This window comes from Sebaldella termitidis ATCC 33386, from assembly GCF_000024405.1.
Taxonomy (GTDB): domain Bacteria; phylum Fusobacteriota; class Fusobacteriia; order Fusobacteriales; family Leptotrichiaceae; genus Sebaldella; species Sebaldella termitidis.
The window spans coordinates 2,038,485-2,059,778 of the sequence record NC_013517.1; the positions used below are offsets into that span (position 1 = coordinate 2,038,485).

General features: G+C 34.3%; 23 protein-coding genes. 18 read left to right on the forward strand and 5 right to left on the reverse strand.

From position 1 onward, the window contains the following. Positions 1-166 precede the first annotated feature (166 nt). The 10 genes from STERM_RS09410 (at position 167) to STERM_RS09455 (ending at position 10,266) form a co-directional block, all read left to right on the forward strand. Positions 167-1,501 (forward strand): 4Fe-4S dicluster domain-containing protein, encoded by a 1,335-nt coding sequence (locus STERM_RS09410; protein WP_012861366.1) that lies wholly within the window; start codon positions 167-169, stop codon positions 1,499-1,501. A 14-nt stretch (positions 1,502-1,515) separates the two neighbouring features. After that, positions 1,516-2,061: a BMC domain-containing protein gene (locus STERM_RS09415; RefSeq protein ID WP_012861367.1), complete on the forward strand. Its 546-nt coding sequence runs from the start codon at positions 1,516-1,518 to the stop codon at positions 2,059-2,061. Positions 2,062-2,352: 291 nt separating this feature from the next. Then, a complete protein-coding gene (locus STERM_RS09420) occupies positions 2,353-2,931 on the forward strand; it encodes a TetR/AcrR family transcriptional regulator (RefSeq protein ID WP_012861368.1) in 579 nt (192 codons plus the stop codon). 3 nt (positions 2,932-2,934) lie between these two features. Further along, entirely contained in the window at positions 2,935-5,586 is a 2,652-nt protein-coding gene (locus STERM_RS09425) for a cation-translocating P-type ATPase (RefSeq protein WP_012861369.1), read from the forward strand. A 129-nt stretch (positions 5,587-5,715) separates the two neighbouring features. Beyond that, positions 5,716-6,609, forward strand: a complete 894-nt coding sequence (locus STERM_RS09430) for a DMT family transporter (RefSeq protein WP_012861370.1) — start codon at positions 5,716-5,718, stop codon at positions 6,607-6,609. 385 nt (positions 6,610-6,994) lie between these two features. Then, the gene (gene rpsO / locus STERM_RS09435; protein WP_012861371.1) at positions 6,995-7,258 is read left to right on the forward strand and encodes a 30S ribosomal protein S15; all 264 of its coding nucleotides are present in this window, start codon (positions 6,995-6,997) and stop codon (positions 7,256-7,258) included. A 63-nt stretch (positions 7,259-7,321) separates the two neighbouring features. Beyond that, positions 7,322-7,819 (forward strand): GNAT family N-acetyltransferase, encoded by a 498-nt coding sequence (locus tag STERM_RS09440; RefSeq protein WP_012861372.1) that lies wholly within the window; start codon positions 7,322-7,324, stop codon positions 7,817-7,819. Positions 7,820-7,821: 2 nt separating this feature from the next. Continuing rightward, a complete protein-coding gene (locus STERM_RS09445) occupies positions 7,822-9,192 on the forward strand; it encodes an MATE family efflux transporter (protein WP_012861373.1) in 1,371 nt (456 codons plus the stop codon). 90 nt (positions 9,193-9,282) lie between these two features. Beyond that, complete coding sequence (locus tag STERM_RS09450; protein ID WP_012861374.1) at positions 9,283-9,843, forward strand: GNAT family N-acetyltransferase; 561 nt, start codon at positions 9,283-9,285, stop codon at positions 9,841-9,843. A 21-nt stretch (positions 9,844-9,864) separates the two neighbouring features. After that, positions 9,865-10,266: a hypothetical protein gene (locus STERM_RS09455; protein ID WP_012861375.1), complete on the forward strand. Its 402-nt coding sequence runs from the start codon at positions 9,865-9,867 to the stop codon at positions 10,264-10,266. A gap of 146 nt (positions 10,267-10,412) precedes the next feature. Here STERM_RS09455 and STERM_RS09460 read toward each other — a convergent pair whose 3' ends face one another. Then, positions 10,413-10,679 (reverse strand): nuclear transport factor 2 family protein, encoded by a 267-nt coding sequence (locus tag STERM_RS09460; RefSeq protein ID WP_244407251.1) that lies wholly within the window; start codon positions 10,677-10,679, stop codon positions 10,413-10,415. 120 nt (positions 10,680-10,799) lie between these two features. Continuing rightward, on the reverse strand, positions 10,800-11,168 hold the full coding sequence (locus STERM_RS09465; RefSeq protein ID WP_012861376.1) for a DUF4870 domain-containing protein: 369 nt from the start codon (positions 11,166-11,168) through the stop codon (positions 10,800-10,802). A 241-nt stretch (positions 11,169-11,409) separates the two neighbouring features. Here STERM_RS09465 and STERM_RS09470 point away from each other — a divergent pair, with 241 nt between their 5' ends. From STERM_RS09470 to holA, 4 genes are read left to right on the forward strand one after another with little or no spacing between them, the layout of a single operon-like run. Beyond that, positions 11,410-11,781, forward strand: a complete 372-nt coding sequence (locus STERM_RS09470; RefSeq protein ID WP_012861377.1) for a carbonic anhydrase — start codon at positions 11,410-11,412, stop codon at positions 11,779-11,781. 2 nt (positions 11,782-11,783) lie between these two features. Then, a complete protein-coding gene (locus tag STERM_RS09475) occupies positions 11,784-12,644 on the forward strand; it encodes a polyphosphate kinase 2 family protein (RefSeq protein ID WP_012861378.1) in 861 nt (286 codons plus the stop codon). 15 nt (positions 12,645-12,659) lie between these two features. Further along, positions 12,660-13,667: an SPL family radical SAM protein gene (locus STERM_RS09480; RefSeq protein ID WP_012861379.1), complete on the forward strand. Its 1,008-nt coding sequence runs from the start codon at positions 12,660-12,662 to the stop codon at positions 13,665-13,667. A gap of 8 nt (positions 13,668-13,675) precedes the next feature. Further along, positions 13,676-14,641 carry a DNA polymerase III subunit delta gene (gene holA, locus STERM_RS09485; protein WP_012861380.1) on the forward strand — a complete coding sequence of 322 codons (966 nt, stop codon included), beginning with the start codon at positions 13,676-13,678 and terminating at the stop codon, positions 14,639-14,641. Between the two features lie 141 nt (positions 14,642-14,782). On the opposite strand, the gene STERM_RS09490 is transcribed toward holA, so the two are convergent. Next, positions 14,783-15,124 carry an immunity 51 family protein gene (locus STERM_RS09490; protein ID WP_012861381.1) on the reverse strand — a complete coding sequence of 114 codons (342 nt, stop codon included), beginning with the start codon at positions 15,122-15,124 and terminating at the stop codon, positions 14,783-14,785. A gap of 98 nt (positions 15,125-15,222) precedes the next feature. Further along, complete coding sequence (gene rpsT, locus STERM_RS09495) at positions 15,223-15,489, reverse strand: 30S ribosomal protein S20 (protein WP_012861382.1); 267 nt, start codon at positions 15,487-15,489, stop codon at positions 15,223-15,225. Positions 15,490-16,050: 561 nt separating this feature from the next. Between rpsT and STERM_RS09500 the strand changes: the two genes are divergently transcribed. From STERM_RS09500 to STERM_RS09510, 3 genes are read left to right on the forward strand one after another with little or no spacing between them, the layout of a single operon-like run. After that, on the forward strand, positions 16,051-16,569 hold the full coding sequence (locus tag STERM_RS09500; protein ID WP_012861383.1) for a PTS sugar transporter subunit IIA: 519 nt from the start codon (positions 16,051-16,053) through the stop codon (positions 16,567-16,569). Between the two features lie 17 nt (positions 16,570-16,586). Then, on the forward strand, positions 16,587-17,645 hold the full coding sequence (locus STERM_RS09505) for a PTS fructose transporter subunit EIIC (protein WP_012861384.1): 1,059 nt from the start codon (positions 16,587-16,589) through the stop codon (positions 17,643-17,645). A gap of 16 nt (positions 17,646-17,661) precedes the next feature. Further along, entirely contained in the window at positions 17,662-17,976 is a 315-nt protein-coding gene (locus tag STERM_RS09510; protein WP_012861385.1) for a PTS fructose-like transporter subunit IIB, read from the forward strand. Between the two features lie 52 nt (positions 17,977-18,028). Here STERM_RS09510 and STERM_RS09515 read toward each other — a convergent pair whose 3' ends face one another. Continuing rightward, on the reverse strand, positions 18,029-18,790 hold the full coding sequence (locus STERM_RS09515; protein WP_012861386.1) for a DeoR/GlpR family DNA-binding transcription regulator: 762 nt from the start codon (positions 18,788-18,790) through the stop codon (positions 18,029-18,031). Positions 18,791-18,940: 150 nt separating this feature from the next. Between STERM_RS09515 and STERM_RS09520 the strand changes: the two genes are divergently transcribed. After that, positions 18,941-21,238 carry a formate C-acetyltransferase gene (locus tag STERM_RS09520; RefSeq protein ID WP_012861387.1) on the forward strand — a complete coding sequence of 766 codons (2,298 nt, stop codon included), beginning with the start codon at positions 18,941-18,943 and terminating at the stop codon, positions 21,236-21,238. Positions 21,239-21,294: the final 56 nt, after the last annotated feature.

Sequence of the window (21,294 nt, forward strand, 5' to 3'; positions counted from 1 at the left end):
GAGGTAAAATTTAGTTAGTACCTTATTTCATTTATATTTTGTTTTTATATTTTATATAGGGTACAGGTATTTTGTATGTATTTAAAAAAGCTGTTTTGAATATACAAAGACAAAATACCGGTGGATAAAAAAATTCAAATACGGAGGATAAAGAGTAGGTGATAAGATGAATTTTTTAGATGCTGTTTACAATGCAGGAGTGGTAGGAGCCGGAGGTGCCGGATTTCCCACGCATTTGAAAATGACAAAAGAGGTAGGGACTTTTATTGTAAATGGTGCGGAATGTGAACCGTTACTGGAAGTGGACAAGTTTTTGATGAGGGAAAAAACTTATGAACTGATCAAGGGTATGGAAATAATTGCCGGAAATCTAAAGGCTGCCAGAGTGGTTCTGGGTTTAAAAAAGAAATATAAAGTCGAAATTAAAAAACTTAGCGAAACAATAAAAGAACTGGATTCAAATGTAGAATTATTTCTGATGGATAATTTTTATCCTGCAGGAGATGAACAGATAATGGTAAAAGATATTACAGGAAAGTCTATACCTGCAGGGGGAATCCCGCTTGATGTGGATACCGTCGTTTCCAATGTAGGAACTGTGATAAATGTCTATGAAGCCATAGAAGAAAAACCTGTGACAAAAAAATATGTATCTGTTTTGGGAGAAGTTAATAATCCTGTTATGCTTGAAGTACCGATAGGAACTTCTTTTGAAGAGTGCATAAAAAGAGCCGGCGGTGTGAAAATAAAGAACTATGCAGTAATAGAGGGCGGACCAATGATGGGGAAAATAGTCCACAGGGATGAGCTGGCAGAGAAGGCAGTGATAAAAACAACAGGTGCCCTGATAATCCTTCCGGAAGATCACTATGTGATAAAAAGAAAAGAGAGACCTGAGGCACATATTCTTAATGAAAGCCGTGCAGCCTGCATTCAGTGCAGAATGTGTACGGATATGTGTCCGAGATATCTGATAGGACATAAATTAAGACCTCACAGAGTAATGAGAGCAATGGGAATGGGCGAACAGGATGAAGAGATCCTGAAGGAAGCTCTGATATGCTGCGAGTGTAATGTATGTGAATTATTTGCCTGTCCTATGGGAATTTCCCCAAAATCTACTAATACATATCTGAAAGGTGTATTCAGGGAGAAAGGTGTACGTTATGACGGTAATAAAGAGATACCTTCTGAACATGAAATGAGGGATTATAGAAAAATTCCCGTAAACAGACTTATAGCAAGACTGAATTTAAGCAGATACTACAATAATAAAGTAGCTGACCTTCAGGAACTGAAAGCGGATAAGGTAAAAATATTTCTGTCACAGCACATAGGAAAGCCGGCTGTACCTCTGGTAAAAGAAGGAGACAGAGTAATAGAGGGGCAGAGAATAGCGGAAGTAGGAAGGGAAGAATTCGGAGCAAATATACATGCCAGTATAAACGGAGTTGTAACTAAGGTAGAGAAATCGTATATAGAAATTGACGGAATGGTATAGAGAGGTGAAAAATAGTGTTGACAATCGGTATGATAGAGTTTAACAGCATAGCCAAAGGTATAGAGGCATCGGATATTATGATGAAAGCAGGAGAAGTAGAGCTAATGAGGGCTAATACTATATGTCCCGGAAAATTTATAGCAATGGTTTCAGGGGATATTGCCGCAGTGGAATCTTCCGTTAAAGCCGGCGTAGAAGCAGGTGAGGAAACAGTAGTAAATGAACTGGTGATTTCAAGGGTTCATCCCGAAGTAATAAGAGCAATCAGCGGTACTACAGAGCTGGATGAATTGGGAGCTCTCGGGGTTCTGGAATATTATGATGTGACTACAGCTGTAAACGGGGCAGATGCGGCAGTGAAGGCTGCAAATGTACAGCTGATAGAAGTAAGGCTGGGATTCGCTATAGGCGGAAAGTCTTTTGTGACACTTACAGGCGATGTAGGTGCAGTAAACGAAGCGGTAAAGGCCGGGAATGATCTCGGGAAAGAGATGGGTATCCTTGTATACTCCACTGTAATTCCAAGTCCAAGAAAAGAATTATATGAAAAGTTATTATAAAATACAAAAAGCGAAATATTTGGAAAAGGGCTGTGTCAAAGGAGATACAGCTTTTTAATTTAAAATTATATTTGAGGCTTTTAAATAATAATTTTCCTGTTATCAGATTATATGGTTATAAATAACACTTATAAAATAGGAGAAAAAAATTATCAGCTAGTAATTACAATGTTTATAGGGTATAGTTGTATATGAAATGTTACATTAATAAAAATTAATTTGAATAAATGATATTTTTTTGTTAAAATAAAAAAACAAGTAAGTACTTGCTTGTAAACGGAGGAGAAGAAAATGAGTTCAAAAGATAAGATAATTAAAGCTACACTGCATTTGGCAGCTATTTTAGGAATAAAAGGAACAACTACAAAAAAAATAGCAGAATCAGCAGAGGTGAATGAGACTACCATATTTAAAAATTTTAAATGTAAGGATACACTGGTACATGAGGCGCTGCAAGCAGAAACTGATAAAATAAAAGATGAGATTGACTGTTTTTTCAGCGGCACAATAAAGACCAACAAAGAACTGATACATAAAACAAGTGAATTTATAATGGAAATATATGACAAATATGAAGATTACATGATGGTCACTATTAAAGAGATGGGAAGTAAAGAACTGGAATCAGTCAAGCCTAATATTCAGGATTATCTGACAGAGTCGGTAGAAAAGAAATTAGACAGTTTTCTGACACCAAAGATGACTCATAAAGACTCGGAAGCTATTTCGTACATAATGAACAGTGTAATTTTATTTCTGGCAGCCGACAAGGTTAAAAACAATATATACGGACATCCTAAGAAAGACGAGGTGGAAATAGATTATCTTGCAGACGTATTAGAAAGATTATTAATTATAGATGAGAGGTGAAATATGAAATACGTAAAAGAAAACAGAGAAAACGTGGTAAAATTGCTTGGATCAAATGTAAGAACCGGATTATCAAGCGGAAAAGTAAAGGAAATACAGGCTGAAATCGGTTTAAACCAATTTGATGAAGAGAGGAAAGAAACTGTTTTTGAAAAAATAATTCATCAGTTAAAAGAGGTTACGACAATAATATTATTGTTCGCAGCGGTAATTTCACTTTATCTTGCAGTTACGTCAGGGCATGGATATGCAGAACCGGCAGTAATAATAGCAATAGTGGTATTAAATGCTGTTTTAGGAATAAAACAGGAAAGTAATGCCGAAAAAGCTTTGGAAGCTTTGAAAAAAATGAATAATCATACAACAAAAATAATAAGAGACGGGAAAATTGATGAGATAGATGCAGTAAATCTAGTGCCCGGTGATATCCTGATGCTGGAAGCAGGAGACAAAATTCCTGCTGATGCAAGGATACTGGAAAGCAGTGCATTAAAGGTAGAGGAATCTATGCTTACAGGCGAAAGCGTACCTGTGGAAAAAGATCCTGATGCAGTAATTGAGGAGGATGCATCTGTAGGTGACAGATTAAATATGCTTTTCTCAGGTTCGCTGATAACAAACGGAAGAGCAAAAGCGATAGTTGTAAGTACAGGTATGAAGACTGAAATGGGAAAAATAGCAGGACTGCTGAATAATACCAGTAAATTAAAGACACCAATGCAGATAAGACTTGCAGAGCTTGGGAAAAAACTCAGTCTTATTGCTATAGGAGCAGGTGTACTGGTATTCATAATAGGACTTTTATATGGAGATACTCCCATGGCGATGTTACTGACATCAGTTTCTTTGGCAGTAGCAGCTGTACCTGAAACACTTCCTGTCATAGTAACAATAACACTTGCAGGCGGAGTACAGAATATGGTAAAGAAAAATGCAATTATACGGCGTATACCTGCTGTGGAAACACTGGGAAATGCATCTGTAATATGCTCGGATAAGACGGGGACATTAACACAAAACCGTATGACTATAAAGAAAATATGGACAATAAATACAAAGGCAAAAAATGCCGAGGAAAAGTTTTTGGATGAGGAAATGAAGATTCTGGAAATGATGAGCCTGGCAAGTAATGCTGTAATAGAAGAAGCAGAGGGCGAAACAAAGGTAGTGGGAGATCCCACAGAAACTGCAATAATAAGACTGCTTGAGAAAAAAGGAATAAAAAAATCAGAGCTGTCTGAGGAATGGCCGAGAATATTTGAGATACCTTTTGATTCTGACAGAAAACTAATGACAACTGTTCATAAATATGAAAATAAATATTTCACTATTACAAAAGGAGCATTTGACAGAATCTCCGGGGATTGTACAACTGAATCATGCGAGCTGGCACAAAAAATACATGATGATTTTGCGAAAGATGCTTTAAGGGTAATAGCAGTAGGATATAAGACTTATGACGAGCTTCCGGAAAATCTTACTGCGGAAGAGATGGAGAAAGATTTGATTCTTGCAGGTCTGGTAGGAATGATAGATCCTCCGAGACCTGAAAGCAAAGCAGCAGTAGCAGCGGCAAAAAGGGCAGGTATAAGAACAGTAATGATAACAGGAGACCATATAGTAACTGCATCTGCTATAGCCCGTGAGCTGGGAATACTTTCAGACGGCGAGAAGTCAATTACAGGACGTGAATTATCTAAAATGACAGAAGAAGAGCTGATAAAAAATGTAAGGGATTATTCAGTTTATGCCAGAGTAAGTCCGGAAGATAAAATACGTATAGTAAAAGCATGGCAGGCAAACGGTGAGGTTGTAGCGATGACCGGGGATGGCGTAAATGATGCACCGGCACTGAAAGCAGCAGATGTAGGAGCTGCAATGGGAATAACAGGTACTGATGTAGCGAAAAGTGCTGCTGATATAATACTTACAGATGATAATTTTGCAACTATTGTAGATACAATTGCAGAAGGAAGAAGAGTCTATGAAAATATCAGAAAAACAATATACTTTTTGTTGAGCTGTAATATTTCGGAAATATTCATAATGCTTATAGCGATATCACTCGGCTGGGGAACGCCGGTAATAGCAATACAGCTGTTATTAATTAACGTAGTAGCTGATGGTATACCAGGCTTCTCATTAAGCAGGGAGAAAATAGAGGAAGATGCTATGACTAATGATCCTGTTCCTAAGAATGCCAGTATATTTTCAAACGGTCTGGCATGGAAGATAGGCGGACAGGCTGTTGTATTCACTATTATTACACTTTTAGGTTTTTATATAGGACGTGAAGTAGAAATCGGCGGTATGATACCATCATATGAAATAGGACAGACAATGGCATTTGTTATACTGGGATGGTCATCGGTAGTTCATATATTTAATGTAAGAAGCAGTGAATCAATATTTAAAATAGGATTCACATCAAACAAGCTGCTTTTCTGGTGTGCGATGCTTTCGATCGGAATAGTATTTGCAACAGCTGTTATACCTGTACTTGCCAGTATATTCAGTCTTGAAAGTATGAGTACAGTTCACTGGGCAATAGCGGCAGGATTGTCAATAGTACCGCTTTTAACAGTGGAATTAAGAAAATATTATGTTAACAGCATACTTAGAAAAAAAACACAGACAAAGCTGGATACATATTAAGATAAGATAAAAGGTTTTCAGACAGGCTGTTTCGTTAATGAAGCAGCCTGTTTTTTTAAAATAAAAATTTAAATATCCTGTTCCATATGTTATAATGGACAGAAAAACACAAAGAAAAGGGAGAGGAATATGAGTCTGTTTTTAGGGATACTGGCGGCGTTCTTTTTTTCAACGACATTTATACTGAACAGGAAAATGGGAATAGAAGGGGGATATTGGCTTTGGAGTGCCATTCTAAGGCATTTTTTTATTTTTATATTCTTTTTTGTCTGGCTTGGTATAAAAAAAGAAATAAAGCCTGTGATAAAAGAAATAAAATTAAATACCGGTGCATGGTTTTTGTGGGGAAATGTAGGATTTACAGTTTTTTACAGCTTTATTTGCTTTGCATCACAGTTCGGACCGTCATGGCTTATTGCGTGTTTATGGCAGATGACCATACTCGCAGGAATACTGCTGACTCCGTTTACATCTGACAGTAAAAAAATTCCTCTAAAGCAGGTTATCTATGCTGCTGTTATATTTATAGGAGTAATTCTGGTGCAGTTTAGCGGTGAAAAAGAAATTAATATAAAGGTTATATTATTAACTATGGTTCCAATGATAATATCCACGACTGCCTATCCCTTAGGGAACAGAAAAATGCTTCAAATATGCGGAGACCATCTGAGTACTGTGCAGAGAATATTCGGAATGATACTCTGTACAATGCCTACCTGGATTATTTTATCAATTGCAGCATATTTCAGAAGAGGGCTTCCTTCGGCTGGACAGCTTGAAGGATCACTTATAGTAGCAGTTTTTGCAGGAGTTATAGGGACAACATTATTTTTTAAAGCTACAAAGCTGGCAGGGGGAAACCATAAAAAGCTTGCCGCAGTGGAATCTACACAGGCAGCAGAGTTAATTTTTGCCCTTATAGGAGAGATAATTCTTCTGCATGGAAGTTTCCCGTCAACAGCAGGTTTTATAGGGATAGCGATAATAATTTTTGGAATAATTATGCTTAATTTCAGAGAATAATCACTGATTCAGGTTTATTGAAATAATACAGAAAAGCTAAGTGAAGCAGATAAAAGGGATAAGACTAAATTAAGGAAAACCTGGCTTGTGCTTACAGGAGAGCCTGGAAATATAATAAACAACAAAGAATATTTTTTATTTGATAAAATACTTGAAAAAATAATAAAAAATACGGACAGTTTTTTATAATACTAAATTTTCAAAAAAAAATTATCAGATTTATAAAAATCCGGGAACAGAATCCAGCAGCTTTGAAAATCAAATAGCGATTTAATACTTTACATTTTGTGTTAAATATGATATCATTATTATGAATTTTTTCTAGGAATTTAGGTAGCCTCTAAGTTCTTGGATAAGATAATTTATAATTTAGGAGGAAATATTAATGGCTTTAAAAAGTAAACAGGAAATAGTTGCAGAATTCGGGAAAAATCCACAGGATACAGGTTCTACAGAAGTGCAGATAGCATTACTTAGCGACAGAATAAATCATCTTACTAGTCACTTAAAAACGCATAAGAAAGATTTTCACTCAAGAGCAGGACTTTTGAAAATGGTAGGTAAAAGAAGAAGACTTCTAAACTATCTAAAAAGTAAAAATGTAGACGGATATAGAGGATTAATAGAAAAATTAGGAATAAGAAAATAATATAAAAGAGCGTTTTGCTCTTTTTATTTTAAAAACAGCACTAACGCCGGGAGATGATAAAAAGTGATAAGAGGAGTAGAAATAAGGGATGCAGCAGATATTGCAGCTATATATAATTATTATATAAGAGAAACAATAATAACTTTTGAGACAGAAGAGATTGATACTGCAGAGATGGAAAACAGAATAAAAAAAATACTTGAGGCAGGGTACCCTTTTATAGTTCATGAGGAAAATAATAAAATAACAGGATATGCTTATGTGGGAAAATTCAGGGAAAGAAGCGCCTACAGTGAAAGTCTGGAAACAAGCATATATCTGGATATTAACGAAAAGGGCAGAGGAATCGGCAGAAAGCTTTATAAAAGACTGATTGAGCTGTCACAGGAAGCAGGAGTTCACGTATTAATAGGAGTAGTATCATACCCGAATCTGGCAAGCCAGAGATTACACGAAAGTGTCGGTTTTGAAAAAGCCGGAGTTATTAAGGAAGCAGGAAAAAAATTTGGTAAATATATAGATGTAGAATTTTGGTCTTATATATTAGGTAAGGATAAGTAAAAATGAGAAGGAAAGCAAATAAAACAAATATATTGGAGGGTTCTATATCAAAGGGGCTTTTTAAGCTTGCACTTCCGGTTGTACTTACATCTTTGATATCCATAGGATACAGTCTTACAGACACATGGTTCATAGGGAAATACCTTGGAGATAAATATGTTTCTGCAGTAGCAGCAGGTGCATTTTTTATAAATTTCGGAATGTGTTTTTGCAATATACCGAAAATAGGAGCTCAGGTGCTTGTAGCACAGTCAATAGGAGCACGGAAAATAACAACTGCTAGAAAATATGTGAGAACGGCACTTTATCTTTGTGTGGCTTTTGGTCTTATGTATTGTGCATTTGTTATGGTATTTCATAATTATCTTATTAAAGTCATAAAAGTACAGGATCCTGTAATTGTTAGCGCAGCAAATCAGTTTCTGATGATTTCCGCAGTAGGATTTGTATTTTTATATCTCGTAATTACTGTATCATCAATAATAAATGCCGAGGGCGATACTCTGGGGCCTTTTATTTTTAATTCTGTCGGTCTTCTACTGAACGTACTTCTGGATTTTATTTTTATAAAATACTTTAAGATGGGTGTAATAGGAGCGGCAACTGCAACAGTTACAGCACAGATAATAGCATGTATAGGAATACTCTGTTATCTTTTCAGAAAAACGTCAAGATTTCGAAAGCTTCGTATATGGAGGCTTGATCCTGCACATTATTACAGAAGAATTGTAAAGCTGGGTATTCCGAACGGAGTTAATCAGGCCTTATTTTCGGTATTTGCAATTATACTTGCTGGGATGATAGCAAGTATAAACGAGACTGCACTGGGGGTACAGCGTGTGGGAATTCAGTTTGAAGCATTTTCATGGAACATCTCCATAGGTCTGGCAAGTGCAATATCAGCTTTTGTTGGACAAAATTACGGTGCAAGAAACCTTGAAAGACTGAAAGCCGGTTATTTCATAGGATTAAAGTGGATAGTATCAATTGGATTCGTGATCTCGGCTGTATTTATATTCGGAGGAAAATATCTTTATGGATTTTTCTTTGAAAATCCCGAAACAATAGCAATGGGGCAGGATTATCTGCGTATTCTGGGATTTTCACAAATGTTTATGTGTGCGGAAATCACAACAACTGGTGCATTTAATGGAGTAGGAAGAACATTGCAGCCTACTGTAAACAGTGTGGCAGTAACAAGCTTGAGAATACCACTTGCTTATATTCTGACACTGCTTATGGGACTTACGGGAATATGGTGGAGCATAAGCGGAACTAGTATATTAAAAGGTATTATTTCTGTCGCATGGTTTTTATGGACTTTGAGAAAGATAAAAAATTCCGGGGAAATGTTAAAAGAGCTGGCAGCTTAAGAAAGCTGCTACAGCAGGCAGAGTATATAACTCAATGAATAATTTTAATTATAAAAATTTATCTTATCATAAAAGCAGAGGAGTGATAACATGTCAATGATAAGAAAAGCTGAAAAAAAAGATGTGAACGGTGTCATACCATTGCTTATAACAGCAATGGACGAAATGAAAACAGTTTTTACAGGGCATACTGATGAAAAGAAAATTTTATCCAAATTAGGAGAATACTTTCTACTTGATGAAGGAAGATATACATATAAAAATTTTTCTGTATGTGAAATTGATGGTAAAATAGTAGGGATAATAGTAGCATATCACTCGGACGAAGGAGAAGAGCTGGATGAAGTGATGCTTGCCGGGCTGCAGGAAAACGGGATTACAAGAGACTATTTTGAAAAAGAATTTTATGAAAATGAATATTATATAGACTCTGTAGCTGTAGACAGTGATTATCAGGGACGGGGAATAGCAAAACAGCTGATAAGGTTCGCAGAAGATGAGGGAAGAAAAATGGGATATGAAAAATCGAGTCTTATAGTTCATATGGATAAGGAAAAAGCTTATTCTATATACAAAAAAATCGGTTACGAAGAAGATTCGAAAATAACAGTGTATGGAGAAAAATACAAACATATGGTAAAGAAACTATAAAATAACATATGGGAGGCTGTTTTGAATAAAAAAGAAAAGATATGGCTGGGATTTCTGGCTTTTGCCCCATTTGCGGCAGCAGTTATAATAAATGGAATGATAGCCAAAAACCTAACTTCTATTATGGCTATGATTTTTGAGGATGCATTTTTTTCAGATATTCTTGCATTAATATTGAAAGATTACAGTTTTATTTTCATATTATGGGGAATAAGCTGTATTTTGTCCCTTACACAAAAAGTAGTCTATATAATACTTGCATTAAAAAATAAAAATATAAAACGCACAATAAAATTTCTTTATATAGTTTGTATGGTATTTTTTGAGATAGCAGTGATGATCTATTTTTATCTGGAAATCCTTCACGGGAAAAAAGAGAAAAAAGAAGAGGATGAGGAAGAAAATACTGTATGGATAGATTAATTAACAATACAGCGTAAAATAAAAAGATACTTCTGTTATTTTTACAGGGTATCTTTTTTGTTATATAGAATTATTATATGGGGAGATTGTGCTGTTTCAAAAATGAGAGTTTATCCCAATAGCCGCGCTGAAACACTATTTTATCATTAATAATATGAAAAAAAACCGCAGCCTCTTAGTTTCCATTCAAGAATGACCCATTCACCGTCTTCAAATATATTTTCGATAATACAGATCATTTCAGCCTGAGAGAATTCATTCTCAAACATCTGTTTTATAGCTGTCCGTCCGATAACCGGATCGTTGGCAACCTGATGATTAACTGCATTATCATCATACAGAGCGGAAATTGTCTCAGGATCACTGTTATTAAAAGCATTAATCCATTGAAGAAGAATTTCTTTTGGTTTCATAATTAAAATACCTCCGTTAATAAAGAAATTATGGCTGATATGAGAAAAAACTGTCCGAAAATTATATTGCAAAAGCTTTCGGACAGTTTTTATATTATTGAAATTTGCTCATTATATACACTATGCAAATAAAAAATCACAAATTTTTTCCATAAAAGGCAGATCGAAAGTCTGGCCTTTATATGCCTTAACACATGCAATTATCTGATAAACAGACAAGGCAATCAGCCCCAGAAGAAAAATTATCTGTCCGATAAAAAAAATAATGTTACAAACAAGTAAAACTAAAAAAATCATATTTAATGCCAGAGTTCTTTCAGCATAAAATCTGACAAATTCATTTTCTTTTTCCAGAATAAGTGAAGCCAGTGAAACAATAAAGCTCATTCCCAGAAAAAAAGATATGCATATAAAAAAAGCTGCAATACTGGCTCTCAAACCGCCGATAGAAGCTTCTTCCCTCGGATTTCCCTTGTATTCAAACGACATAATTAAACCTCCTGAAAATATATATGAAATTTTACCATAAACCGGACACAATATCAATAATTGAAATTATTCGGCAAAAAGAGTATAATGTAACATAAGAATTTTTTAGAACACTAATTTATTGTAATATTTCACTTGCAATCATCCGAATGATACTGTTTATTTTACTGTATGACGTGTTTAACAGACAGAATAACGGCTTGTTTTGATTTGATGAAATATTACATGAGGAGGACAGAATATGTATTGTACATTAATATGCTGCATGGACGGAAGGTTTAATATGGCAGTAAATGAGTATATAAGGGTGAAATACGGGTATGTTTATGTAGATACCATAACAGATGCCGGACCGGTATCAAAAATAATAAATGAAAGCTATCTGAAAGATATAGAGGATAAAATTGTATTGATCTCTGTAAGAAAGCATAAATCAGATCATCTTTTTATAGCAGGTCATCATGACTGTGCAGGGTGCCCTGTAGATGACGATACACAAAAAGGCTATATAGAAGAAGCGGTGGATATTCTTAAAAAGGATCTGAAAGATATAAAGGTAACAGGAATATTTATAGACGGGGATTTTAATATAAAAGTCGTAAAAGAGGTGTAAATATGGTTGGAAAGTACAGAGTGGACGGTAAGAAAAGCATTAAGTTAAAAGATTTTCCCACAGCAGATAAGGGAATATTCAAGAACAAAGAAGAAGGATTGCTGAAATTAGGAGAGAATATTGAAATAATAAGTGAACTTCAGAATAAACTATATGCTGAGGACACATATTCACTTCTGATAATTTTCCAGGCAATGGATGCAGCAGGTAAAGACGGAACAATAAAACATGTTTTCAGCGGGATAAATCCGCAGGGTTTTCAGATATTTAATTTTAAGCAGCCTTCAAGGGAAGAATTGGATCACACATATATGTGGCGTACATCTAAGTCTATGCCTGAAAGGGGAAGAATAGGAGTATTTAATAGATCATACTATGAGGATGTACTTGTGGTAAGGGTGCATAATCTTTTGTCAACACAGCATCTTCCTAAGGAAAAGCAATATAAGGATATCTGGAAAAGAAGATTTCATAATATAAGAGAGCAGGAAAGATATCTGTTTGAAAACGGGGTAATACCAATAAAGTTTTTTCTGAATGTTTCCAAAGAAGTACAGAAAGAAAGATTTCTTGAAAGAATTGAAGATCCAAGCAAGAATTGGAAGTTTTCTTCGGCTGATATCGAGGAGAGAAAATACTGGGATGATTATCAGGATGCTTATGAGGATGCAATAAACCATACAAGTACTTCCTATGCGCCATGGTATGTTATTCCTGCGGATAAAAAGTGGTTTGCCAAATTTGCGGTATCGGAAATAATAAAGGAAACTCTTGAAAGCCTGAACCTGAAATATCCGGAATTAAATAAAACACAAAAAAGCGAACTAAAAAATTATAAAGAAATATTATTAAAAGAGAAATAACTATAAAGGAATAAAATGGAAAGCAGATTTTTTATAACTGAGGATATAAAAGAGCATAAGAAAGGGAGAGATATCCTGAATATTTTGAAAAACTACAGTATTGTCAGCTCGGAAGCAGAATTTTTAAAAATTCTGAAAGAGAAAAAATCAGGTTTTGAAAAAGAAAAAGGATATTTTTTATTTACGGTAAAAAAGGGCAGATTTTTGAAATCATATCATTTGGATGAAAATTTTCAGAAAATAAAGGAAGAATATTATCTTTCATATGAGAACAACTGTCCTTTTAACTGTGTTTACTGTTATCTGAGAGATTATTACAGCCACGGTGCATGTATATTTTATGTGAATACAGAGGATATGTTTCATGAACTCGACAAACATACTGGTAAGAATGAGATGATAAGCTGCGGGATTGTCAATGATTCTCTTGTTTTTGACAATATTACAAATATTTCGCATGATCTTATTAATTATTTTAAAAACAGGAAAGATCTTATTCTGGAGTTCAGAACCAAGAGTAAGAACATAAAAGGGCTTTTGAATGAGGCAGTTTATAAAAATATATTTGTTTCATTTACTTTTAGTCCGGAAGAGGTTATAAGAGAATATGAATTTATGACTGCTTCGCTGGAAGAAAGAATAACGGCAGCCAAAAAACTTCAGGAGCATGGATATGACATAGGAATAAGAATAGATCCTGTGATAAATATAAAAAACAGAAAAAATGCCTATACAGATCTTATAAAGAAGCTGATGACCAGTCTGGAAACGAAAAAAATAAGAGATATAGGTCTGGGCAGTCTGAGGTATACAAAAGGACTAAAAAATAAGGTTCTTCTGGAGAGAAAAACTGACTTGTTTTATAATGAGCTGATAACAGGAATAGATGGAAAAGAAAGATATTTTAAAGGAATAAGAATACAGATGTATGACGAGATAATCAAGGAAATAAGGAAATACGGGGATTTTGATATTTATCTCGGAATGGAAGAGGAATATATCTGGAAAAAAGTTTTGAAATAGGAGAATAAATGTTTTATTTTATTTGCGGTACTGAAAGCAGAGAACTAAAGTATCTGGAAATACTGGATGATATAAAAAAGAAAAATCCGGGAATACAGGAATTTGCCTTTGATGTGGCACTTAAAGAAGATGATAAGTTTTTTGAAAAACTAAATTTTAATTCCATATTCGGCGGTAAGGAAATACTTGTATTAAAAAGAGCAGAGAAGCTGGGCAATATAGAGGAAGTTCTCACTCTTGTTTCCAATGTGGAAATGGACTCAAAATATGTAATAATAGATTTTCACACAGAAGGAAGCAAAAAAAATGATAAATTATTTACTCTTCTTGATGAAATAGGCAAAAAAACTGAAACTAAAGTTATCAAGACAGAGGAAGATGAGAAAAATCTCAGTAATTACGTAAAAGAAAATCTAAAAACAGATACAAAGGAAACCCAGAGACTGCTCAGCCTGATCGGGGAAAATCCTTTTAAGGTGAAAAACGAGGTAGAGAAAATAAAAAGCTTTCTTGGTGATGAACCATATGATTTTGAAAAAATAAAGAGTATGATTTCTGTGCAGAAAGAATATTTCATATATGAATGTGTTGAAAAAACAATAAAAGGCGAGATTTTTGAAGTAATGGAATATCTGAAAAAAACAAAGGAATATATGGGCTTTTTATACAGTATGTACGGAGAAGTCGAAACACTTCTGAAGCTTTTGGAGCTGGAAGATGAAGGATTCAGACTCAGAGGGGATTATAACTCGTTCAAATCGGAATATGAAAAAATAAAAAAATATTTTTATGTTAATAAAAGACCGGCACACCCGTATGCTGTATTTAATAAATATAAGAATCTGAAAAAATTCAGCAGGAAAAAGCTTAGAAGACTTAGTTATAAATGCTGGGAAATAGAAAAAGACATAAAGACGGGAAGACTTCCTATGGATATAGGTGTAGAAGCACTTGTGATGGAAGTAAACAGATAAAAAAATAGTAAAAAAATGAGCCGCAAGACTCATTTTTTTGTTCTATTCTATTCAAAGCAGCTGCCTGAATTCAGAAATATAATTATGGATACTATGAAAAAAGAGACTGTATCAAAAATCATTTTGATACAAGTCTCATTGTTAATCAAGTTTCGCACGTGAAAACAGCTCAGAAATTAATTCAGTATTTTCACAGGCTTCTTTAAATGAAAGAGCGAATTTTTTTAATGCTTCGGAATCTGATGAATAAGCACAAAACATATCTGCCTCAGGATCAAATTTCACAGTATCTATCAAATCCGGCATCTTTTCCTCAAGAAATACAAGGGCAAGCGATCCCCAATCATATCCATTTCCGATAAATCCTTCATCGGCACGGGAATCAAATATTTCAGCCTTATAATTCAAATTACTTAAACATAAGGATGTACTTTTTTCATGCTCTACCCAGAAAAACGGTTTTATAGTTTCTTCAAAATTCATATTACCTCCTAAAATTTTTATTTTTTGATATTATAACATATTAAGGCAGTAATAAAAAATGCAAACAAAAAAGACACCCAGTGTCTTTTTTATATTGATTAGCTAGCCAATGAATTAACTTTTGCAGCGAGTCTTGATTTTTTTCTAGATACAGTGTTCTTCTTAAGGATACCTTTAGTAACAGCTTTATCTAGCTCTTTATATGCAACACTCAATGCTGTTTTAGCTTCGTCGACATTATTAGCATCAACAGCAACAAGAACTTTTTTAACAAATGTTTTTACTCTGCTTTTTATAGCTTGGTTTCTTATTCTATTTCTCTCACCTATGTATACTCTTTTTTTAGATGATTTTGAATGAGCCATTAGTAGCCTCCTTTCTGATGATTTTACGTATAATCATATCATTTTTTCTTATAAAAATCAAGCTTTTATCTGAATAGTACTCCAAATCTTTATGAACAGAGGGTTCTTGAAGATACGGATATGTGAGATACAGTATAGTACAGGTAAAAAAAATATCTTTTTCAAAAAAATTATATCAGAAAAATGAAAAAAATTTTTTTCAAAATTATCACATGAGTTAATAAAAATTTCAATAAAATATTAGATATAAATTTATAATAATTGTTGATAAAAAACAGGAAAAAACAAGAAATTAAATGTAATATACTTGAAATAAAAAATAAAATTAAAAAATAAAATAGTTATAATAAATATAAAAAATAGTTTGATATTTATTTTTTGTATTAACGATAAAAAAGAATAAAACTTGTTATTTCAGTATTTTATGATGAAATAGAAAAAGTGAATTTTTTTCAGATATAAAAAATATTCAAAAAATAACAATCAATAAGAAACTTGACAAAACAATAAAAAATGGTATTATTAATTATAGATTTTTAACAAGAGAGGTGAAGGTAATTAATGGGAACACTTATTAATGAAAAACTGATAAAACTGGATATGGAGGTGACAACAAAAGAAGAAGCCATAGAAAATCTGGCAAAATTAATACACGAAGAAAAAAAACTGAATTGTGTATGGAAAGAAAACAGCCTTGATAAATGCCAAAATTGTGATTTCTGCTCTAAGACAGGATTTTTGCATGCTCTACATGAGAGAGAAAAATCGTTTCCTACAGCAGTAGGCTATTCTTTTGCCATTCCACACGGGAAATGCGGTTCTGTAAAGGATGCTGCCATAGCATTCGCAAGACTGAAAGATGAGGTAAAGTGGGGAGAAGACGGTGATGAGGACGAGTATGTGAAATATGTATTTATGATTGGTGTATCAGAAGAGGCTGCGGGAGATGAACACATGAGAATACTTATAAAATTATCTACTTCTATACTGGATGACGATTTTAGAGACAGGCTGTCAAGCATAAATACAAAAGAAGAGGCTTTGCAGATAATAAAGGAGTACTCTGACAATATAAACTAAGAATAGGGAGAGAAAATATGAAGGATATTGTGAAAATTTTTAAGGAAATCAGACAGCATCTTATGACAGGAGTATCTCATATGATACCCTTCGTTATAGCGGGAGGGATATTACTGTCTTTGGCAGTTGTTCTGGGAGGAAAGGGTAGTGTACCTGAGAATCCGATTCTAAAAGATATTTTTGATATAGGAGTAGCTGGATTTGAATTAATGATACCTATGCTTGCGGCATATATAGGATATTCAATAGCAGGAAGATCAGCACTGGCACCGGCGGCTATAGCAGGGCTGGTAGGAAATAAAATAGGTGCAGGATTTTTAGGAGCTTTATTTGCCGGAATAATAGGCGGAATAGTAGTATTTTATCTGAAAAAAATAAAAGTACCTGATGTATTCAGATCAATAATGCCGATTTTTGTGATGCCGCTGATAGGTACATTTATTACTGCGGGAATTATGATGTGGGTAATAGGGAAGCCGATTGCCAATATAACGGTTTTACTGACTGAATGGCTGCAGAATATGAGCGGAACTAATACAATACTTCTGGCTGTTATACTGGGAATGATGATAGCATTCGATATGGGAGGACCTGTAAATAAGGTAGCATTTTCGTTTATGATATTGTCGGTATCAGAGCAGATTTATACAATCCCCGCAATGATAGGGGTAGCTATATGTGTTCCTCCGATTGGCCTTGGAATATCAACACTGATAGCACCTAAAAAATACAGCGACGAGGAAAAGGAAACCGGTAAAGCCGCCATACTTATGGGACTTGTAGGAGTAACCGAAGGGGCAATACCTTTTGCTGCTGCTAACCCTTTAAGAGTAATCCCGGCATTAATGGCAGGAGCAGCATGTGGATCTGTGACAGCAGGTCTTCTCGGAGCAAAGCTCAGTTCTTCATGGGGAGGACTAATAGTGCTGCCTACAGTGGAAAATAAAATTGGTTATATAATAGCCGTCCTTGTAGGAGCTTCGGTAACGGCAGTGACAGCAGCGGCACTAAAAAAATCAGAAGCAGAAGAAGCAGTTTCAGATATTGATGATATAGAATTGGAAATAGAATTTTAAATAACGGAGGAAAATTATGAAAATACTTGGAGTAACATCTTGCCCGTCTGGTGTGGCACATACTTATATGGCAGCTGAAGCTTTGAAAAAAGCAGCATTGGCAAAGGGACATGAAGTAAAAGTAGAAACACAGGGATCGATAGGAATAGAAAATGTAATAACTATGGATGATGTAAAGGATGCAGATGTAGTGGTTCTTACAAAAGACGTATCTTTGGCAGATCTTGAGAGATTTGACGGCAAGCCTACAGTTAAAGTGGCAATAAGTGATGTGGTAAAAAAATCTAACAAAATTATAGAAAAAATAGAAGAAGCATTTAAAAACAGATAAGATAAAAAATCACTTTTACGACATCGTCTAAAAGTGATTTTTTCTTAATTTATTATATAATGGAAACATTCTTTTTTTTCATAAATGTTTTTATGTCTTTCGAAATATCGTTATCGGTAATAAAGCCGTTAAAATTATCAACATTTGAATATATGAAATTACCGTCCTGATAAAATTTCTGTTTTTCGGATATAAGATATTTTTTCTTGGCGGAATTAATAATAGCTTCTTTAGTAAGACCGTCTTCAGAATCAAATGTAGTCAGACTGCCTGATGCAGTATCAAGACCTATGGTTCCGAGAAAGGCTATGTCAGACTTAAATTTTTTGATCTGATCTATTGAAATAGATCCGACAAAGCCGTCAAGCTCTTTATTTAAAACACCGCCGATACCGATAAGCTTTATATTTTCTGAATGATAAAGAAGATGCATTATATCGATCATATTAGTGATAACAGTAACATTAATACCGCTGCTGTCTATCTCATCTGCCAGATAATAATTTATGGATGTAATATCCAGAAAAACAGTATCGTTAGGTTTTATCAATGAGAGAGCCTTTTTGGCAATTTTTTTCTTTTCTTCGGTATTGGAAGTTATTCTGCTCCATATAGAAAGATTTTTGACTATGGTTCTTTTTGGGATTGCGCCGCCGTAAGTTCTTTCGAGAAGACCCTGATCTTCCAGCTTTTGAAGATCTTTTCTGATAAGATCTTTGGAAACACTAAATTTTTTACTTAGATCATTTACTTCGATTTTTCCTTTTTCTTTAAGCAAAGACATTATTATTTCCAGTCTTTCTTTTACAAACATGAGACCTCCCTGTAATTTGTTATACTAAATTATATATTAAATATGTAAAAAAATCAAAGATAAAATTCAAAACAATAAAAAACAATAAAAATATTGACAAAACAATAAAAAACATGTATCATAGAATTGAAAACCATTGGAGGTAATGTTATGAATGAAAGAATAAGATTTTTGAAAAAAGATTTATTTAAAAACGAAAGAGAAATATCTATCGAAAGAGCATTGCTTTATACTGAAAGCTACAAAGAAACAGAAGGTAAATCTCAGATAATAAGAAGAGCAAAAGCAACTGAGAATATATTGGATAAAGTGGAAATAAGCATAAGAGAAAAGGAAATAATAGCCGGGAACAGGACAGTAAAGCCAAGAAGCGGGATTATATCCCCCGAAATGGATCCTTACTGGATCTTGGAGGAAATAGATACCATGATAAGCAGACCGCAGGATAAATTTAAATTTACAGAAAAAGATAAGGTTATATATAAAGAGGAGCTTTTTCCTTACTGGCAGGGAAAATCCATGAAGGATTCCATTGAATGCAATATAGGCGAGGATATAAAAGCGAGTGTAAAAGAAAAAATAGTGAAGCTGAATCAGACTGATAAAGGTCAGGGGCATATAATTCCGGATTTTGAAACAGTTCTGAATAACGGACTGGGGCATTTAATTGAATTAATTAATAAAAAACTCAGGGAAAATCCTGATAATGAATTTTATCAGGCTTCAAAGATAGTGTTAGATGCTTCTGCAAGACATATTTTGAGATATGCAGAGCTTGCCGAAAAAATGATGGAAGCTGAAAACGACATTACACGTAAGGAAGATTTGAAAAAAATAGCAGAAATATCAAAAAAAATATCAACGGGAAAACCGGAAAGTTTTCATGAGGCATTGCAGCTTTTGTGGTATGTATGTGTAATTCTCCAGTATGAGTCAAATGCAAGCTCGATTTCGCTGGGAAGAGTGGATCAGTATCTAAATGATTTTTATGTGAGTGATCTTAAAAAAAATATACCCGAAAATGAATTAAAGGAATATCTTGAAGCTTTTTATATAAAAACAAATGATGTAGTTCTCGTGAGAAGCAGCAACAGCGCAAAATTTTTTGCAGGGTTTCCTACAGGATATACTGCACTTCTGGGAGGACTTACATCAGAAGGAAGACAGTCGGTAAATGAGCTTTCATACTTATTTTTGGAAGCATATAAGGATATACAGCTTCCACAGCCCAATCTAGGGGTAAGGGTAAATGAACTGGAACCAAGAAAATTTATTAAGAAAACATGCGAAGTAATCAGACTGGGAACAGGAATACCGCAGATTTTCAATGATGAGGTAATTATTCCGTCTTTCCTTATAAGGGGAGTAAGCCTTGAAGATGCAAGAAATTATTCTGTGGTAGGGTGTGTAGAGCTTTCGATTCCGGGGAAAACATATGGTCTTCATGATATTGCAATGCTGAATATAATGAAAATTATGGAGAAAGTATTACTTAGAAATAAAGAAAATACTGGAATTACATTTGAATTTATAATAGATGAAATAAAAAATGACATAAAAAAATATGTGGGTTTAATGGCCGAGGGAAGCAATATAGTAGATGAGGGGCATAGAATATACGCTCCGGTTCCGCTTCTTTCCGTTATGGTAGATAATTGCATAGAACAAGGAAAGGATATAACAGAGGGAGGTGCAAAGTATAATTTTTCAGGAGTTCAGGGCATAGGAATGCCGAATCTTTCAGATTCGCTGTATGCTGTAAAGAAATTTATATTTGATGAAGGCAGATATTCATTCAAAGATGTGATAGAAGTAATGGAAAATGACTTTAATACTTCACACGGTGAGGAAATGAGACTCAGACTTATCAATGACGAGGATAAATACGGGAATGATCTTGATAAGGTAGATGATTTAAGCTCTGAAATATTAAGATTATACTGTAAGGAAGTGGAAAAATATAGCAATCCGAGAGGCGGTATATTTATTCCGGGATCATATACGGTTTCTGCACATATTCCTCTCGGAGAAGTAGTGGGGGCTACACCGGACGGAAGAAAATCAGGAGAGCAGCTTGCAGACGGAGGCTTGTCGCCTATGTTCGGAAGAGATAAGCTTGGTCCCACAGCAGTACTAAAAAGTGTAAGCAAGCTGGATAATGTCCTTTTGACAAACGGCAGCCTGCTAAATGTAAAGCTAAGTCCGGGACCGCTCCAAAGTGATCAGGGACTGGAAAATTTCGTAAACTATCTTTATGCTTATATGAAGCTGAAAATACAGCATATACAGTTTAATGTAGTAGGCAGGGAAACTTTGAAGGAAGCACAGCTTTATCCGGAAAAATATGATAATCTTGTAGTAAGGGTAGCAGGGTACAGTGCATTTTTTACGGAATTAAATGAAAAAATACAAAATGATATAATAAACAGAACAGAACATGTGTTTTAGTGCAGTGACTTATTCATAATCAGTCAAGCATGAAAATTAATCAATAATGGAGGGAG

Bases quoted from the DNA above. Each gene is read 5' to 3' on its own strand.
- STERM_RS09410 (WP_012861366.1), top strand. From the start codon at position 167: ATGAATTTTTTAGATGCTGTTTACAATGCAGGAGTGGTAGGAGCCGGA.
- STERM_RS09420 (WP_012861368.1), top strand. From the start codon at position 2,353: ATGAGTTCAAAAGATAAGATAATTAAAGCTACACTGCATTTGGCAGCT.
- STERM_RS09425 (WP_012861369.1), top strand. From the start codon at position 2,935: ATGAAATACGTAAAAGAAAACAGAGAAAACGTGGTAAAATTGCTTGGA.
- STERM_RS09430 (WP_012861370.1), top strand. From the start codon at position 5,716: ATGAGTCTGTTTTTAGGGATACTGGCGGCGTTCTTTTTTTCAACGACA.
- rpsO (WP_012861371.1), top strand. From the start codon at position 6,995: ATGGCTTTAAAAAGTAAACAGGAAATAGTTGCAGAATTCGGGAAAAAT.
- STERM_RS09445 (WP_012861373.1), top strand. From the start codon at position 7,822: ATGAGAAGGAAAGCAAATAAAACAAATATATTGGAGGGTTCTATATCA.
- STERM_RS09450 (WP_012861374.1), top strand. From the start codon at position 9,283: ATGTCAATGATAAGAAAAGCTGAAAAAAAAGATGTGAACGGTGTCATA.
- STERM_RS09460 (WP_244407251.1), bottom strand. From the start codon at position 10,679: ATGAAACCAAAAGAAATTCTTCTTCAATGGATTAATGCTTTTAATAAC.
- STERM_RS09465 (WP_012861376.1), bottom strand. From the start codon at position 11,168: ATGTCGTTTGAATACAAGGGAAATCCGAGGGAAGAAGCTTCTATCGGC.
- STERM_RS09470 (WP_012861377.1), top strand. From the start codon at position 11,410: ATGTATTGTACATTAATATGCTGCATGGACGGAAGGTTTAATATGGCA.
- STERM_RS09475 (WP_012861378.1), top strand. From the start codon at position 11,784: ATGGTTGGAAAGTACAGAGTGGACGGTAAGAAAAGCATTAAGTTAAAA.
- STERM_RS09480 (WP_012861379.1), top strand. From the start codon at position 12,660: ATGGAAAGCAGATTTTTTATAACTGAGGATATAAAAGAGCATAAGAAA.
- holA (WP_012861380.1), top strand. From the start codon at position 13,676: ATGTTTTATTTTATTTGCGGTACTGAAAGCAGAGAACTAAAGTATCTG.
- STERM_RS09490 (WP_012861381.1), bottom strand. From the start codon at position 15,124: ATGAATTTTGAAGAAACTATAAAACCGTTTTTCTGGGTAGAGCATGAA.
- rpsT (WP_012861382.1), bottom strand. From the start codon at position 15,489: ATGGCTCATTCAAAATCATCTAAAAAAAGAGTATACATAGGTGAGAGA.
- STERM_RS09500 (WP_012861383.1), top strand. From the start codon at position 16,051: ATGGGAACACTTATTAATGAAAAACTGATAAAACTGGATATGGAGGTG.
- STERM_RS09505 (WP_012861384.1), top strand. From the start codon at position 16,587: ATGAAGGATATTGTGAAAATTTTTAAGGAAATCAGACAGCATCTTATG.
- STERM_RS09510 (WP_012861385.1), top strand. From the start codon at position 17,662: ATGAAAATACTTGGAGTAACATCTTGCCCGTCTGGTGTGGCACATACT.
- STERM_RS09515 (WP_012861386.1), bottom strand. From the start codon at position 18,790: ATGTTTGTAAAAGAAAGACTGGAAATAATAATGTCTTTGCTTAAAGAA.
- STERM_RS09520 (WP_012861387.1), top strand. From the start codon at position 18,941: ATGAATGAAAGAATAAGATTTTTGAAAAAAGATTTATTTAAAAACGAA.